Annotated in this window: 15 protein-coding genes and 1 tRNA gene; 7 read left to right on the top strand and 9 right to left on the bottom strand. The window is 65.2% G+C overall.

The genetic code is table 11. The features are described 5' to 3' along the window. Positions 1-191: 191 nt before the first annotated feature. The 4 genes from CH251_RS19235 to CH251_RS19220 form a co-directional block, all read right to left on the bottom strand. Positions 192-282 (bottom strand) — tRNA-Ser (locus CH251_RS19235). 91 nt (positions 283-373) lie between these two features. Continuing rightward, the gene (locus CH251_RS19230; protein WP_032395366.1) at positions 374-571 is read right to left on the bottom strand and encodes a CsbD family protein; all 198 of its coding nucleotides are present in this window, start codon (positions 569-571) and stop codon (positions 374-376) included. 107 nt (positions 572-678) lie between these two features. Beyond that, positions 679-1,134: a nucleoside deaminase gene (locus CH251_RS19225; RefSeq protein ID WP_094614575.1), complete on the bottom strand. Its 456-nt coding sequence runs from the start codon at positions 1,132-1,134 to the stop codon at positions 679-681. Between the two features lie 3 nt (positions 1,135-1,137). After that, a complete protein-coding gene (locus CH251_RS19220) occupies positions 1,138-1,677 on the bottom strand; it encodes a tRNA adenosine deaminase-associated protein (protein ID WP_094614574.1) in 540 nt (179 codons plus the stop codon). 63 nt (positions 1,678-1,740) lie between these two features. Here CH251_RS19220 and CH251_RS19215 point away from each other — a divergent pair, with 63 nt between their 5' ends. Then, positions 1,741-2,712 (top strand): prephenate dehydrogenase, encoded by a 972-nt coding sequence (locus CH251_RS19215; protein ID WP_094614573.1) that lies wholly within the window; start codon positions 1,741-1,743, stop codon positions 2,710-2,712. Here CH251_RS19215 and CH251_RS19210 read toward each other — a convergent pair. Then, positions 2,685-3,311, bottom strand: coding sequence for a putative glycolipid-binding domain-containing protein (locus CH251_RS19210; RefSeq protein WP_373454972.1), 627 nt, complete (start codon positions 3,309-3,311; stop codon positions 2,685-2,687). The two genes, CH251_RS19215 and CH251_RS19210, sit on opposite strands and share 28 nt — an antisense overlap. Positions 3,312-3,388: 77 nt before the next feature. Here CH251_RS19210 and CH251_RS19205 point away from each other — a divergent pair, with 77 nt between their 5' ends. Beyond that, positions 3,389-3,730 (top strand): hypothetical protein, encoded by a 342-nt coding sequence (locus CH251_RS19205; protein WP_094614580.1) that lies wholly within the window; start codon positions 3,389-3,391, stop codon positions 3,728-3,730. 22 nt (positions 3,731-3,752) lie between these two features. Here the strand turns inward: CH251_RS19205 and CH251_RS19200 are convergent, their stop codons facing one another. From CH251_RS19200 to CH251_RS19190, 3 genes are read right to left on the bottom strand one after another with little or no spacing between them, the layout of a single operon-like run. Continuing rightward, entirely contained in the window at positions 3,753-4,130 is a 378-nt protein-coding gene (locus CH251_RS19200) for a hypothetical protein (RefSeq protein WP_256979181.1), read from the bottom strand. Positions 4,131-4,170: 40 nt separating this feature from the next. Next, on the bottom strand, positions 4,171-5,994 hold the full coding sequence (locus tag CH251_RS19195) for an ABC transporter ATP-binding protein (RefSeq protein WP_094614571.1): 1,824 nt from the start codon (positions 5,992-5,994) through the stop codon (positions 4,171-4,173). After that, on the bottom strand, positions 5,987-7,780 hold the full coding sequence (locus CH251_RS19190; protein WP_094614570.1) for an ABC transporter ATP-binding protein: 1,794 nt from the start codon (positions 7,778-7,780) through the stop codon (positions 5,987-5,989). Before CH251_RS19190 ends, CH251_RS19195 begins: the two co-directional genes overlap by 8 nt. A 176-nt stretch (positions 7,781-7,956) precedes the next feature. Here CH251_RS19190 and CH251_RS19185 point away from each other — a divergent pair, with 176 nt between their 5' ends. The 5 genes from CH251_RS19185 (at position 7,957) to CH251_RS19165 (ending at position 11,796) form a co-directional block, all read left to right on the top strand. Beyond that, positions 7,957-9,105, top strand: coding sequence for a DNA cytosine methyltransferase (locus CH251_RS19185; protein ID WP_094614579.1), 1,149 nt, complete (start codon positions 7,957-7,959; stop codon positions 9,103-9,105). Further along, positions 9,102-9,518 carry a very short patch repair endonuclease gene (locus tag CH251_RS19180; protein WP_094614569.1) on the top strand — a complete coding sequence of 139 codons (417 nt, stop codon included), beginning with the start codon at positions 9,102-9,104 and terminating at the stop codon, positions 9,516-9,518. The genes CH251_RS19185 and CH251_RS19180 overlap by 4 nt, the downstream gene beginning before the upstream one ends. 77 nt (positions 9,519-9,595) lie before the next feature. Beyond that, positions 9,596-10,636 carry a hypothetical protein gene (locus tag CH251_RS19175; protein WP_143537854.1) on the top strand — a complete coding sequence of 347 codons (1,041 nt, stop codon included), beginning with the start codon at positions 9,596-9,598 and terminating at the stop codon, positions 10,634-10,636. A 9-nt stretch (positions 10,637-10,645) separates the two neighbouring features. Next, the gene (locus tag CH251_RS19170; protein ID WP_256979180.1) at positions 10,646-11,335 is read left to right on the top strand and encodes a DUF998 domain-containing protein; all 690 of its coding nucleotides are present in this window, start codon (positions 10,646-10,648) and stop codon (positions 11,333-11,335) included. Beyond that, on the top strand, positions 11,311-11,796 hold the full coding sequence (locus CH251_RS19165; RefSeq protein WP_094614566.1) for a GAF domain-containing protein: 486 nt from the start codon (positions 11,311-11,313) through the stop codon (positions 11,794-11,796). Before CH251_RS19170 ends, CH251_RS19165 begins: the two co-directional genes overlap by 25 nt. Here the strand turns inward: CH251_RS19165 and dhaL are convergent. Next, on the bottom strand, positions 11,780-13,432 hold the full coding sequence (gene dhaL, locus CH251_RS19160) for a dihydroxyacetone kinase subunit DhaL (RefSeq protein WP_094614565.1): 1,653 nt from the start codon (positions 13,430-13,432) through the stop codon (positions 11,780-11,782). The genes CH251_RS19165 and dhaL overlap by 17 nt on opposite strands. Between the last annotated feature and the right edge of the window lie 35 nt (positions 13,433-13,467).

The raw sequence follows: 13,467 nt of genomic DNA, 5'->3' as shown, positions 1-13,467 counted from the left end.
TGACAAATGCGCGCGCATTTGTCAGACGCGTTCGGTTTGGCTACCGATTCGGGGTCTATTTCGCGCGCACTTGGCCAATGCGCGCGCGTTTGCGGCAGAACCCAATCCGGCCGCTGAACCCGGCCCGGCGACACCCCACCCACACCCGCGCACAAAAAAGCTCCCCACCTGCGTGAACAGGTGGGGAGCTTTGGCGGTGGCGGAGGGATTTGAACCCTCGGACGGGGATTACCCGTCACACGCTTTCGAGGCGTGCTCCTTAGGCCGCTCGGACACGCCACCGCAGAAGACTGTACCGGAATGACGGCCTGAGGCTAAATCGCCTGCTCAGCGCGTGAATCCATTGGTCATTCCGCAGGCTCCACTCCGGCGACTAGTTGCCCGTGAGCTTGTCCTTGATGTTCGAGGCTGCGTCCTTGACCTTCTCGACGCCGTCCTTGACTGCTGCCGAGGTCTGGTCGCCCTTGCCTTCTGCTTCGAGGTCTTTGTCTCCGGTGGCCGAACCAGCGGCTTCCTTTGCCTTGCCGCCGAGGTCTTCGGTCTTGTTCGAGATCTTGTCGCCGATTCCCATAGTGCTCTCCTTCGCAGAGGTTGGAGCGCGTCGTCGCACCCCTGCTCTCCACACTCCTGAAAACCGACCGACCCGGCCACCTCACCCCTCACCTCGAGACGGGATCGTTATCTCTGGCGAGCGAAGAACCTGGTCAACACTTCGGCGCATTCGGCTTCCAACACCCCGCCGCGCACCTGCGGCCTATGGGTGAGTCGACGGTCTCGCACCACGTCCCACAGCGACCCGACGGCTCCGGTCTTGGGTTCCCACGCCCCGAACACCACAGCTCCGACGCGAGCGAGCACCAGCGCCCCGGCGCACATCGTGCAGGGTTCCAAGGTCACGGCCAGCGTGCAGCCTTCGAGTCGCCAGCCGTCACCGTGGACCGCCGCTGCTCGACGCAGTGCGATCACTTCCGCGTGTCCGGTGGGGTCGCCCGACGCCTCCCGCGCATTGCAGGCCCGGGCGATCTCTCGGCCGGAGGCGTCGAACACGACGGCTCCGACGGGCACATCGGCATCCGATGCCTCGGCCGAGGCCGACAGCGCTGCGCGGATCATGTCCGCGTCGGACACCGGCATCGGTTACCGCCGCAGCTTGTTCACCGCTGCGGCGAACTCGTCCTCGAAGCCCAGGCGTTCGGCGATGGACTGCAGCTGTTCGTCGGGGTAGTCGTCGGTCTCGGCGACGATGATGCCGAGGACGGCCTCGGGTAGTCCCAGGTCGGCGAGCAGAGCGAGGTCGCCTTCTTCGTAGGGCTCGATGTCGTCGAGTTCGTCGGGGTCGACGTCGGGGATCTCGATGTTGAGCGCGTCGAGAACGTCCGCGGCGATTTCGTAGTCCACTGCGGCGACCGCGTCGGACAGCAGGAGTCGGGTGCCGTTCGGTGCGGGACGCAGGATGACGAAGAATTCCTCGTCCACGTCGAGCATTCCGAACACCGCTCCCGAGCTGCGCAGCTCACGCAATTCGGTCTCTGCCGCCGACAGACTGGTCAGTGCGTCGTCGGACAGCGGCGTGACAGTCCACTTGCCTTCCTCTCGGACAACTGCAACGCCGAATCCCTCGAGGTCGTCGTATTCCGGTGCGGATGCGCGGTTGTTGTTCGCGCGCTGTGCGGCCATGCGCGCAACGGTAGTCCGGTAGGGGCCGGTATTCGAAGTCCACCTCCTGTCGACGTCACCCACCTGTGCCAATCTGATCGGGTGACTTCTTCTTCCGTGTGCGTTCTGGGTCTCGGACTGATCGGTGGGTCGATCCTGCGCGCGGCACAGGACGCGGGCCGTCGGGTATGGGGATGGAACCGATCGGCCGACGCGATCGCCGGTGCTGCAGCCGACGGCTACGACGTCGGTACCGACCTGGCAGCCGCGCTGAGCAGGGCCGCAGCGGACGACGCGTTGATCGTGATCGCCGTTCCGATGCCGGCCGTCGACTCCGTTCTTGCGGCCGTCGTCGAGCATGCGCCCGCGGCTCCGATCACCGATGTCGTCAGTGTGAAGGCCGAGGTCGCCGCCGCCGTGGCCGCTCGCGGCTTGCAGGCCCGCTACGTGGGTGGACATCCCATGGCGGGCACCAACCAATCGGGCTGGTCGGCCACCGATCCGACGCTGTTCGCCGACGCGGTGTGGGTGGTGGCCACCGATCCGGGAGTCGACGCGGACGTGTGGGTTCGGGTGGCCCAGCTGGCCCTCGACTGCGGTTCGGTGGTGGTGCCGGCCGAGAGCGTCGAGCACGATCGCGCCGTCGCCAGAATCTCTCACCTACCGCATCTGCTGGCCGAAGCGCTGGCGATCGTGGGCGCGGCAGGCGGACCGCTGGCGTTGGGCCTGGCTGCGGGCTCGTTCCGGGACGGGACGCGGGTGGCGTCCTCGTCTCCGAATCTCGTCCGAGCGATGACCGAGGGCAACGCCGCCGCTCTGCGAACCGCGCTGGACCAGGCACTGGAAGCACTCACAGCCGCGCGCAAAGAACTGGACGAAGGTTCGACGAAAACGCTGGTCGACGCCGGAAACGCAGCGCGCCTGCAGTACGAGCAGCATCAACGCTTCGAGATCACCGACGTCACCCCGGGCGAACCGGGGTGGCGGGAGAAGCTGCAGGACGCGGGTCGACGTGGTGGCGTCGTGCGTCAGATCCGCTCGGCCAGCCCCGGGTAGTCGAGAACGAAGCCGTCGGCGTCGACCGTGACGGACGACGTGGAGACCGGCGAGATGACGTGGATTCCCTCGGAACCACTGCTGTAGGTCAGCGTGGCTTCCTGGATGCTGAGGTCGAGCAGGTTCACGTACACCGTGGGCACCTCGAGGTCCTGGACCTGGGTGTGCAGACCGAATCGACGGATCGGCAGAGTGTTGAAGAACGGGCTGAGCACCATGTCGACGTCGAGCGCGCCGCTGTAGGTCGAGCGCTGATGACTGGTGCTGTTCTCCACCATCCAGTAGCCCTCGTCATCACGGCTGACCGAGGCCTGCCGGTCACCGGACGCCAGCGACGTGCGCACCGAGAGCCGCTTGGTGACGCCGTATTCGTCGGTCACCAGGTCGTAGGACGCGCTGAAAGCGGGGTGATCGCTGCACGCGGCACCGATGATGCGTCCGGCAGCCTTGATGCGGTTGCCCGAGAGCTGGACACGCACGGACTCCATACGGGGAACGTCGTGCGCTCGCCACGTCAGGATCGAGGGCCAGGTTTTCGCGTCTGTGGAGCCGGTCGCGGGTATGGAGACATGCTCTGCACCCGATGCTTGAGTGATCACTCACCTACGGTATGCGACGGGGCCCCCAGAAGATCAAGCGGACGTGCCTTTTCTCGCAGTTCATTAAGGTTGTGCCCGTGACGACAGAGAACACCGGCGGCGGGCAGTTCGATTTCGCGCACTCCGAACAGGCTGCGAAGAGTCGACAGGACAAGGCGAAGGCCCTGGCGCGCTACGTGTGGGATCGCGGCATCACCGGCGCCGAGCTGCTCGACCTCACCGACGCCGTTCGCCGCAAACTCGCCCGCGCCGCCGACCTGCACCCGCCGAGCACGATGGAGACGTGGACCATCGTGGCCGAGTTGCTCGACCGTAAATCTGCGTGGGCGGCCGAACACCCGGGCCACGACGGTGCGACGCCCCAGCACGTGGACGAGAAGATCATGTGGGTCAAGCCGCCGATAACTCCCTGGACGTGATCACCCGGTCACGAGGCCGATCTCACTGGCGATAGATCTCGACGTGGGCACCGGTGACCACACCGAGGGTCGATGTCGGCTGGTCCCAGCTCGACCCGCAATTACCCGACGCCTGACCTGTCGGTACGAAGGATCGGCTCGACGAGGTGTAGGGCCCCACCGCAAGGAAGGGCACGGTGGCGGTGACATGAAAGCCCCAACATTCGGTGATGAGTACGTACTCCCGACCCGGAGGAGCACCGGTGTCGTGACACGCTGCAGACGCGCCGAAGGCATCGCGGGAGATGGAGCAATCCTGAGTGTCCGCATGGGACACGCCTGCGCCGATGATTGCAGAAAAGGCCAGACCTGAGACGACGACGGTGGCAACTCGTGTTGCCGCTACAAATGTTCTTCTCATACAGGTCATTTCGCCGGAGACCGACTACGCGTTACGAAAATCAGACCAGCGAGTCTTCCCACGCCTCGTGCAGGTGCGCGAAGCGTCCCTCCCCCGCGATGAGGTCCGCGGGGGTTCCGTCTTCGACGATGTTTCCGTCGGCCATGACGAGTACCCGGTCCGCGATGGCCACCGTCGAGAGTCGGTGCGCGATGATCAGCGCCGTTCGTCCCTGCAGGATGGTCTCGAGTGCGCGCTGCACGAGCCGCTCACTCGGGATGTCCAGGCTCGATGTCGCCTCGTCCAGCACGATCACCGACGGCGCGGCGAGGAACACCCGCGCGAAAGCCACCAATTGCCTTTGGCCCGAGGACAATCGGCCTCCGCGCTTGCGCACGTCGGTGTCGATTCCCTGCGGGAGCGACCCGATGAACTCCGTCAGTCCGACGGCGTCCGCGGCTGCCCGCACCTCCGCATCGGTCGCGGTGGGGCGTCCGAGCCTGATGTTGTCCGCTACCGAACCGGAGAACAGGAACGACTCCTGAGTCACCATCACGACGTTGCGACGCAGGTCCTCGTCGCTGATCTCCCGCATGTCGACGCCGTCGAGTCGGACGGCTCCGGCCGTCGGATCGTAGAAGCGCGCCAACAGCTTTGCCAGTGTCGACTTGCCCGCTCCGGTGGCTCCGACCATCGCGACCACCTGTCCGGCGGGTACGTGCAACGAGAATTCCGGCAGCACGACGCGCTCGGGGCCGTAGGAGAAGTGCACATCGTCGAACGTGATGTCGCCCTTGGCCGTTCCGATCTCCACCGGGTTCTTCGGTGCCGTCACCGACGGTTCTTCTTCGAGTACCCCGGAGATCTTCTCCAGGGCGGCAGCGGCGGACTGGTAGGCGTTGAAGACCATCGCCAGCTCGTCGAGAGGTCCGTAGAACCGGCGCAGATACAACACGTAGGCGGCAAGCACACCGATGTCCATGTGGCCGTTGATCACTCGCCAGCTACCAAACACCAGGATGATCGCGAGCGTGACGTTGCCGATCCAGCGCACGATGCCGGTGTAGCTCGCCATCCCGCGCAGCGCTGCGGTGGTGGCGTCGCGGTATTCCGAATCCTCGGTGCTCAGAATCGCGTCGTTGCGGCCCTCGCGCCGGAACACCTGTACCGCACGGATACCGCCCATGGATTCGACGAAATGAACCACGACGCGGGCGATCGCCACCCGTGTTCGACGGTATCCCTGGCGTTGTCGACGCTGCGACCACCGGGTGACGAGGACCAGCGGAACGAATCCGGCCAGCACGATCATCGCCATCGGAACGTCGAGGTACACCAGGATGACCGCGATCGACACCATCGACAGGATGGCCGTCAGAGCATCGTTGAGCGCGCTTTCGAGCAGCGTCTGCAGGGATTCGACATCGCTGGTCAGACGCGAGATCAACCGTCCCGAGGTGTACTTCTCGTGGAACGACAGGCTCAGCTTCTGGGCATGGTCGAACACCCGACCGCGCAGGTCGTACAGGATGTTCTGACTCAGCCGACCGGAGACGGTGAGAAAGGCGTAGGTGGTGATCATCCCGAGCAGACCGAAGCCGGTGTAGCCGCCGATCGCCCACATCAACGGAGCCCAATCACCCTGCGCTGCAGCGCCGACACCGTTGTCCAGCGCGTAGGCGATGAACAGCGGACCGGCAACGTAGGTGATGTTGTCGACCAGAATGATCAGGAAAGACAGCAGGGCCTGCTTCTTGTACGGCCGCACCAACGAGGCGAGCAACCGGCGAGAACGCCCGGCCAGCACCAGGTTTCCGGTTGCGTCGACCTCCGATTCCTCGCCGCCGACGCCGCGCCAATCCGCAGCTGCGGTTTGCTCAGCCATGAATCGACCCCATCACCTCGCGGTACCGCGGCGACGACGCCAGCAGTCCCTCGTGTGTTCCCTGCTCCACAATTCTTCCGTTCTCGAGATACAGCACGCGGTCGGCCAACGCAGCGGTCGACGGTCGGTGCGCCACCAGCAGTGTCGTCGAGTGCGCCAACACGCGCCGCAATTCCTTCTGCACTTTGGCTTCGGTGTCCACGTCGAGCGCAGACAGTGGGTCGTCGAGCACCAGCACCCGCGGTTTGCCCAGCACCGCCCGCGCCAGCGCGAGCCGCTGCCGCTGCCCACCGGACAGGCTCATGCCCTGCTCACCGATGCGAGTGGCCAGGCCCCACGGCAACTGCTCGACGAAATCCGTTGCGTGCGCGATCTCCAACGCCTCGGCGATCTCGGCATCGGACGCGCCGGGCGAACCGAGCGCGATGTTCTCGCGCGCACTCGCCGAGAACAACACCGGATCCTCGAACGCCACGGTGACGATCGAGCGCAGATCGGACAACCGCATCGAGGCCACATCTATGCCGTCGATGGTGATGGAACCCTCGGTGGCATCGAACAGACGGGGAAGGAGGTTGGTCAGCGCAGTCTTTCCGCTACCGGTGTTGCCGACCAGCGCGACTGTCTCCCCCGGCTCGATGACGAAGCTGACGTCCTCGAGCAGCGGCGACGACGCGTCGGGAAAGGTGAATCCGACGCGATCGAATTGCACTCGGCCACGGATTCTTTCGGGCAATTCGACGGGATTGTCCGGATCGGTCACAGTTTCGGGAGTATCCATGATCTCCCAGTACCTGTCGGCTGCCGTGCGGGCGTTGTTCAGCTCGGCCAATAGATACCCGAAGGATTCGATCGGCCATAGCAGGAACGTGACGATGGCGATGGCCGCGACGAGCGTGCCGACCGTCATGGTGCCCTGCACGATCGAGTACGTACCCACGGTCAGGATCGCACCGATGGTGATCGGCTGCAGTCCGACGATCACCGCCCAGATGATCGCCAGGTAGCGCACCTTCTTCAGTTCGGTACCCCGCAATGTGCGAGCCTGACGCAGAAACTGCTTGCCCAAGTGCGCACTTCGGCCGAACGCCTTGAGGACGCGGATGCCCTGGATGGATTCCTCGACCGTCGTCGTGACGTCGCCTGCCTGATCCTGAGCGTCACGGGCCACGACGCGATACAGCGTCTCGAACTTGGTGCAGGCGATCACCAGCGGTACCGACGTCGCCAGCATGATCAGCCCCAATTGCCATGACTGCACCAGCAATACGCCGATACCGGCGACCAGTGTCACGGCGTTGATGATGATGAACGGGCCGATGAAGGCCATGAAACGCCGCAGCGAACCGAGGTCTGCGATGGCACGCGAGAGCAGCTGACCCGATTCCCAGCTCTCGTGAGCCGAGACCGACAGTCGCTGCAACTTGTCGAATACCGTTGCACGCGCTGAAATTTCGAACTGGCTCGACGGGCGGGAGACCAGGTAGCGGCGAACCCAGATGCCGAGTGCATCGATGGTGCCGAGCAACAGGACGAATGCCGCGGGCCACCAGACGGCAGAGAAATTGCGATCGGTGATGGGGCCGTCGATGACGCGTTGCATCACCAGCGGAATCACCAGACCGGTCATGGTGGCGATCAGCGAGACCACGATCGAGGCGATGTAGAACCACTTGTACGGCAGCAGAAACGGCGCGAAACGGCGCAGTGAGCTGGGCGGCTTCGCGGTGTCCGGGTATGGCTGATCGAGGGTTCGGGTTTCGGGATCGAGCACACCCGTAGACACAGTTCTTCTCCTTATTGCTGTGCTCGAATGATTTCATTGCACAGGCTCAGTTTCCAACCGATTTTTCGGCCCTCGCATTCCAGTGTGAAACCTCGAGCGTGGTCGAGGTCAAGCGAACCGACTCGAGTAACGTAGGGCCGTCGGGCAAGGGAAGGGCACACGTGAGCGCACGGTCGATGGTCGGGTTGTTCGCGGGGATCGGCGGGCTCGAGCTGGGGTTGGCCGACGCAGGGTGGTCGACGCAGTTGCTGTGCGAGATCGATCCCGGAGCCGGGGCCGTCCTGCGAGCGCGCATGCCCGAGGTACCCCTGCACACCGACGTCACCACTCTTCGAAGCCTGCCCGCCGACACCGAACTCGTCGCGGCCGGCTTCCCATGTCAGGACCTCTCTCAGGCCGGACGCACCGCGGGCATCACCGGTGCCAGATCGGGCCTGGTCGACGAGGTGTTTCGGCTGGTCTCGCGTCGACGCGGTCCGCGATGGCTGCTGATGGAGAACGTGCCGTTCATGCTGCAGCTCGGCCGTGGGGCGGCCATGCGCCACATCACCGACGCGCTGGAGGACTTCGGTTACATGTGGGCCTACCGCGTCGTCGACGCCCGGGCGTTCGGGTTGCCGCAGCGTCGACAGCGCGTGGTGATGCTGGCCTCGCGTACCGACGATCCGCGAGAAGTGCTGTTCTCGCAGGATGCAGGCCCGCTGCCCGACGGCGATCCCACCACGCAGCCGTGCGGCTTCTACTGGACCGAGGGCATCCGCGGCCTGGGCTGGGCGGTCAATGCGGTCCCGACGCTCAAGGGTGGATCCTCGCTGGGCATAGCCAGTCCCCCGGCGGTTCGGCTGCCGTCCGGGGAGATCGTCACTCCCGGCATCATCGGTGCCGAACGTCTGCAGGGATTCGATCCGGAGTGGACGCTGCCCGCCGTCCAGCAGCCCGGCGTCCGCAGCGGACATCGCTGGAAGCTCGTCGGCAATGCCGTCAGTGTTCGGATGGCGTCATGGGCGGCGAGTGCCCTCGACGACCCAAAGCCGTACGACGCCTCGAACGATCTGGCTCTGCTACCTGGGCAGGCCTGGCCGACAGCAGCATGGGGACGCGATCGGACGACATTCAAGGTGACGGTATCGACGATGCCTGTGCACGAGCCCTACGAAGACCTGATCGATTTCCTGGACGACGCGAAGCTGCTCTCCGCAAGAGCCACGGCCGGGTTCCTCAAGCGCGCCAGAGCGGGCAACCTCCGCTTCGTCGACGGCTTTCTCGACGACCTCGACGCCCATCTCGAGCGCATGGGCGGGTACGCCGAGCGGGTTCCGGTGTGAGCGCAGACCGACCCGCCACCGACGCCAAGACCAGTGCGAGACTGAGCAAGCAGAAGCGTCGCGACACCAAACCCGAGGTGGCGCTGCGGCAGGCGCTGCACCGTCGTGGTCTGCGCTATTTCGTCGATCGCGCTCCGCTGAAGGGCATGAGGCGTCGAGCAGATCTGGTCTTCCCCAAACGCAAAGTCGCGGTCTACGTCGACGGTTGCTTCTGGCACAGCTGCCCGGTGCACGCGACCAAGCCCCGCAACAACGCGCAGTGGTGGGCCGACAAACTGGCCGCGAACGTAGCCCGCGATCGCGACACCGACGACAAACTCCTCGCGGAGGGCTGGCGCGTGGTGCGCATCTGGGAACACGAGGACCCCGCCGTAGCGGCCGACCGCGTGGTCGATGAACTCACTGCTGAATAGTCCACTCCCGCCTGAAACCATCTCGGGCCCCCGCGCGTCCAACCCCATGATCGGTTGATTCGAGTTCGGGGGAAACGGTGCGTAGAAATTGGTTGCTCGCGGCGGTGGCGCTGGCGATGTCGGTATCGACGAGCGGATGCGCGGTGGTCTTGCTCGGCAGTGCCTCCCCCGCACGCAGTGCGCCGCAGAACAGGTACGGATTCGAGATGTCCGAGGCAGACCGGTATTTGGCCGAGTCGGCAGAGTTCGTGCGCAGCCTCGATCCCTGCGGCTTTCTCACCGAGGATGACCTCGCGGCCATGGGCACAGTGGTGCAACTGCGCCCCGACGGCGAATTGAGCACATGCTCGGCCAGTCTGAATCCTGGACGATCGAGCGCCACCGACTCCGTCTCCATCGATCTCAACGGATATCACCCGACGTCCGACGACCCGGACTACGAGCACATGACGATCGGCGGCGAACAGGTGTATCTCGACGACGCCTCGAAAGGGTCGTGCCGCATCAGCTTCCCGCTCCGCGACGAGTTCGACGGAGCCTCCTCCGAGGCCATGGACGGTTTACTCACCGAATCCGGTCGTAGCTTTGCCACGATCGACGTCGATCGCGCCGACGCGGACGCGTGTGCAGCGGCGACAACCCTCACCGAGACCGCACTGAGCCTGTTGGCCGACCCACCCCTGCGCATCGATTCGAAGTACGACCTTCCGCTGGCCACGAAGGATCCGTGCGCCGTCCTCGAACACCTGCCCGCAACCTGGACGGTCGACCGGTGGAACCCCTCCTCGGATCCGTACCACTGTCACTTCATGGTGTCCTCGGCAACGTTCGAGGACAACCTCGCGATGCTCGACGTCACGCTCACCTACGTCGACTCGGATCTGCGTTCGACCGACAGCGAGCCCGTCCAGCAGGGCGGCTACACCGTCGAGACGCGCGCCGCTGATTCGTCGTGCTTCGCAGACATCGTGTTGGGCAACCCCGTGCTCGGCATGCCCGAGAACGACGACTCTGCCGCGCGCTATGCCCGCACGGTTCCCACACTGTCCGTCCTGACCGACGACTGCGAGTCCGCGGTCGCACTGGCGGTGGCAACTGCCGATGTACTCACTGGCTAGCCTTGATCGGTGCGTTCGAGAACTGAAGGCGTGGATATTCGCCGCGTCGTAGTGGCGATCTGCTTGATCCTCGCCGGCCTGCTGTACTCGGCATGGGTGGCCGAATTCTTTCTCGATACCGGCCTCGACCCGACCACATCGTTCCTCAGCGAACTCGACGCCCGCGATCAGCCGTACCGCGAATTCTTCTCCACCGCAGACGTCGTCACGGGTTCGTTGATGATTCTCGCGGCGATTCTGGGCTTCCTGGCAACCCCGCGTCGACGGCTCGTCGTCACCGGCTGGGTGGCGTCGGGCATCTTCGGTATCGCGACCATCGCCGACGCGAAACTCCCCCTCGAGTGTGTGGCGGCCGACGATCCGAGCTGTCCGATCGAGCCGAGCGGATTGTTCCCGCAACTCCATCACCTGCATGCGCTGACCAGCACCATCGCGGTGTTCGCGATCTTCACCGTCATGATCGCGTTCACAGTGGCTGCGTTTCGCTACCGGCTCTACCCGCTGCTGCGCACGCTGGGCCTGGCCGTCCTGATCGTGACGACACTGGCCACCGCGTGGCTGCTGATCGCCGACAATCTGCCGGGTGAGTACGGTCTGGGCATCGCGCAACGGATACAAGTGGGCGGCATGTCGGCGTATCTGGTGGTGCTGGGGTGTGCCCTTAGACTCGGCGCATGTCTTTCACCGCGACCGAACTGAACGGATCCAAGGTCGAGCAGTATCAGCAGCTCACCGAGCAGGCCCGTGGCCTGGTGTTCGAGGAATCGAACCTCGTCGCCAACGCCGCCAATCTTTCTGCGCTGGTGTATCACGCTCTGCCCGAGGTCAATTGGGTCGGCTTCTATCTGTTCGACGGGACCGAACTGGTGGTCGGGCCGTTTCAGGGTCAGCCCGCCTGCGTGCGCATCGCCCTGAGCCAAGGCGTCTGCGGAGCAGCAGCGACCACCCGTGAGACGCAGCGCGTCGCCGACGTGCACGCCTTCCCCGGTCACATCGCGTGCGATGCCAACACTCGCTCCGAGGTCGTCGTACCGCTGTACCAGGGCGAGACCTTGATCGGTGTGTTCGATCTGGACAGCCCTGTTCCCGATCGCTTCGACGCCGACGATCAGGCCGGCCTCGAAGCGATCGCTGAGGTCTTTCTCAGTTCGCTGAGCTAGCAGCTGCCTCGAAGAACCAAGCCATGACCAGCGCACCGGGGTCGACGACGCCTCGCGCGGCCTCGCCGACGTAGCTGGCGCGGCCGCGGTTGGCGGTGATGTCCTTCGTCGATTCGGCTCCGGTTTTCGCGGCGTCGGCGGCCTGCTGCAGGGTGCCGCCGTCTTTCTCGAGTGCATCGACAGCGGGGGCGATGGCGTCGACCATCGTCTTGTCGCCCACCCGCGCGCCACCGAGTTCGGTGATGCTGTCCAGCCCTGCCCTCGCCGCCTTTCCGATAGCCGCGAGATCGGGCTCGGATTCCAGCATCGCCCGGTAGAACTGGCGGAACCAGATGCCGAACAGCGCACCGGAGGTACCACCCGCGTGGCCCAGGTAGGCCTCGCTCACTGCCTCGAATACCGTTGCTGCCGAATAGTTTTCCTTGACGGCGTCCAGATCGAGCTGCTCGAGGGCGGCTACCATGTTGGTTCCGAAGTCGCCGTCGCCTGCCTTGCGGTCCAGCTCGGTCAGGGCCGGCTCTTCGTCGAGTACCCGCTGCGCCCATGTCCCGATCCACGTCGACGCGAACGCCGACACCTCTCCGGAGTCCGAGGGCTCGAACGAGGGCCCGAAGCCGCCGCGTTCGGCCACCGGCTTCACCCCGCGACTGTGGGCGTTGGGCCAGCCGGGTGCGTCGGTGGGTGCGTCCCAGAGTTCGAGCAGTTCGTCGTCGGCGCGCACGAGGGTGATCGAGGCTCCGCCCATGTTGAGCGCGGTGACGAAGCTGCCGACGAGCGAGCGGGAGATCTCGATCCCTTTGCCGTGCAGGTACTCCGAGAGTTCACCGAACAGCAGGTGCAGCTCCAGCGGATGCGTTGCTCCGAGCCCGTTGACCACCGCGATCACCGATTCGCCCGAGTTCAACCCGAGCGAGTCCACGATGGGATCGGTCAGTTTCGCGACGATCTCCTGAGCGGGTAGGAGGGGCACACGGTCGGTGCCGCGTTCTCCGTGGATGCCGATGCCGAGTTCGATTTCCTCCGAGGGGAGATCGAACGAGGGAGCATCTGCGCCCGGAAGCGTCGGTGGATTCATTGCGACGGCCATGCTGCGTGCGTTCTCCGCGATTCGACGCCCAAGCGCGACCACCGCCTGCAGGCTGTCTCCGCGTTCTGCCGCTGCGCCGCAGATCTTTTCGACGACGATGGTCGCTGCGGTGCCGCGGCGGCCCGGGCCGTCCTCGCTCTCACTGGCCACGTCGTCGTCGACGAGAACGACGTCGGCGACAATGCCGTCCTCCTGCAACAACTCTCGGGCGATCTTGAAGTTCATCACGTCGCCGGTGTAGTTCTTCACGATGTGCACCACGCCGCCGCCGGAGTCCACGGCCTTGGACGCCTCGTGTACCTGGAGGGCATTGGGTGAGGTGAACACCAGGCCCGGGCACGCGCCGGTGAGCATGCCGCGGCCGATGAAGCCTGCATGCAGCGGCTCATGGCCCGATCCCCCACCGGACAGCAGCGCAACCTGGCCGTCGGAGATGCGATAGCGACGCGTCAGGTAGCCGGGGTCGGCATGCCAGGCGACGTCGTCGGTGGCGGCGACGAAGCCGCGGAGGGCGTCGGCGACGAATGTTCGAGGGGAATTGGAGAACATGCCTCCACCCTAACCACCAGCGCCTGAGTCCCGTC

Origin of the sequence: Rhodococcus sp. 06-462-5, assembly GCF_002258315.1 — a bacterium.
Taxonomy (GTDB): Bacteria; Actinomycetota; Actinomycetes; order Mycobacteriales; family Mycobacteriaceae; genus Rhodococcoides.
The sequence above is the reverse complement of the archived record's forward strand: the minus strand, read 5'-3'. Positions and strand labels throughout refer to the sequence as shown.

What these genes read in the sequence shown, in the direction of transcription:
- CH251_RS19230 (WP_032395366.1), bottom strand. Translation starts at nt 571, where the DNA reads ATGGGAATCGGCGACAAGATCTCGAACAAGACCGAAGACCTCGGCGGC.
- CH251_RS19225 (WP_094614575.1), bottom strand. Translation starts at nt 1,134, where the DNA reads ATGCCGGTGTCCGACGCGGACATGATCCGCGCAGCGCTGTCGGCCTCG.
- CH251_RS19220 (WP_094614574.1), bottom strand. Translation starts at nt 1,677, where the DNA reads ATGGCCGCACAGCGCGCGAACAACAACCGCGCATCCGCACCGGAATAC.
- CH251_RS19200 (WP_256979181.1), bottom strand. Translation starts at nt 4,130, where the DNA reads ATGAGAAGAACATTTGTAGCGGCAACACGAGTTGCCACCGTCGTCGTC.
- CH251_RS19195 (WP_094614571.1), bottom strand. Translation starts at nt 5,994, where the DNA reads ATGGCTGAGCAAACCGCAGCTGCGGATTGGCGCGGCGTCGGCGGCGAG.
- CH251_RS19185 (WP_094614579.1), top strand. Translation starts at nt 7,957, where the DNA reads ATGGTCGGGTTGTTCGCGGGGATCGGCGGGCTCGAGCTGGGGTTGGCC.
- CH251_RS19165 (WP_094614566.1), top strand. Translation starts at nt 11,311, where the DNA reads ATGTCTTTCACCGCGACCGAACTGAACGGATCCAAGGTCGAGCAGTAT.
- dhaL (WP_094614565.1), bottom strand. Translation starts at nt 13,432, where the DNA reads ATGTTCTCCAATTCCCCTCGAACATTCGTCGCCGACGCCCTCCGCGGC.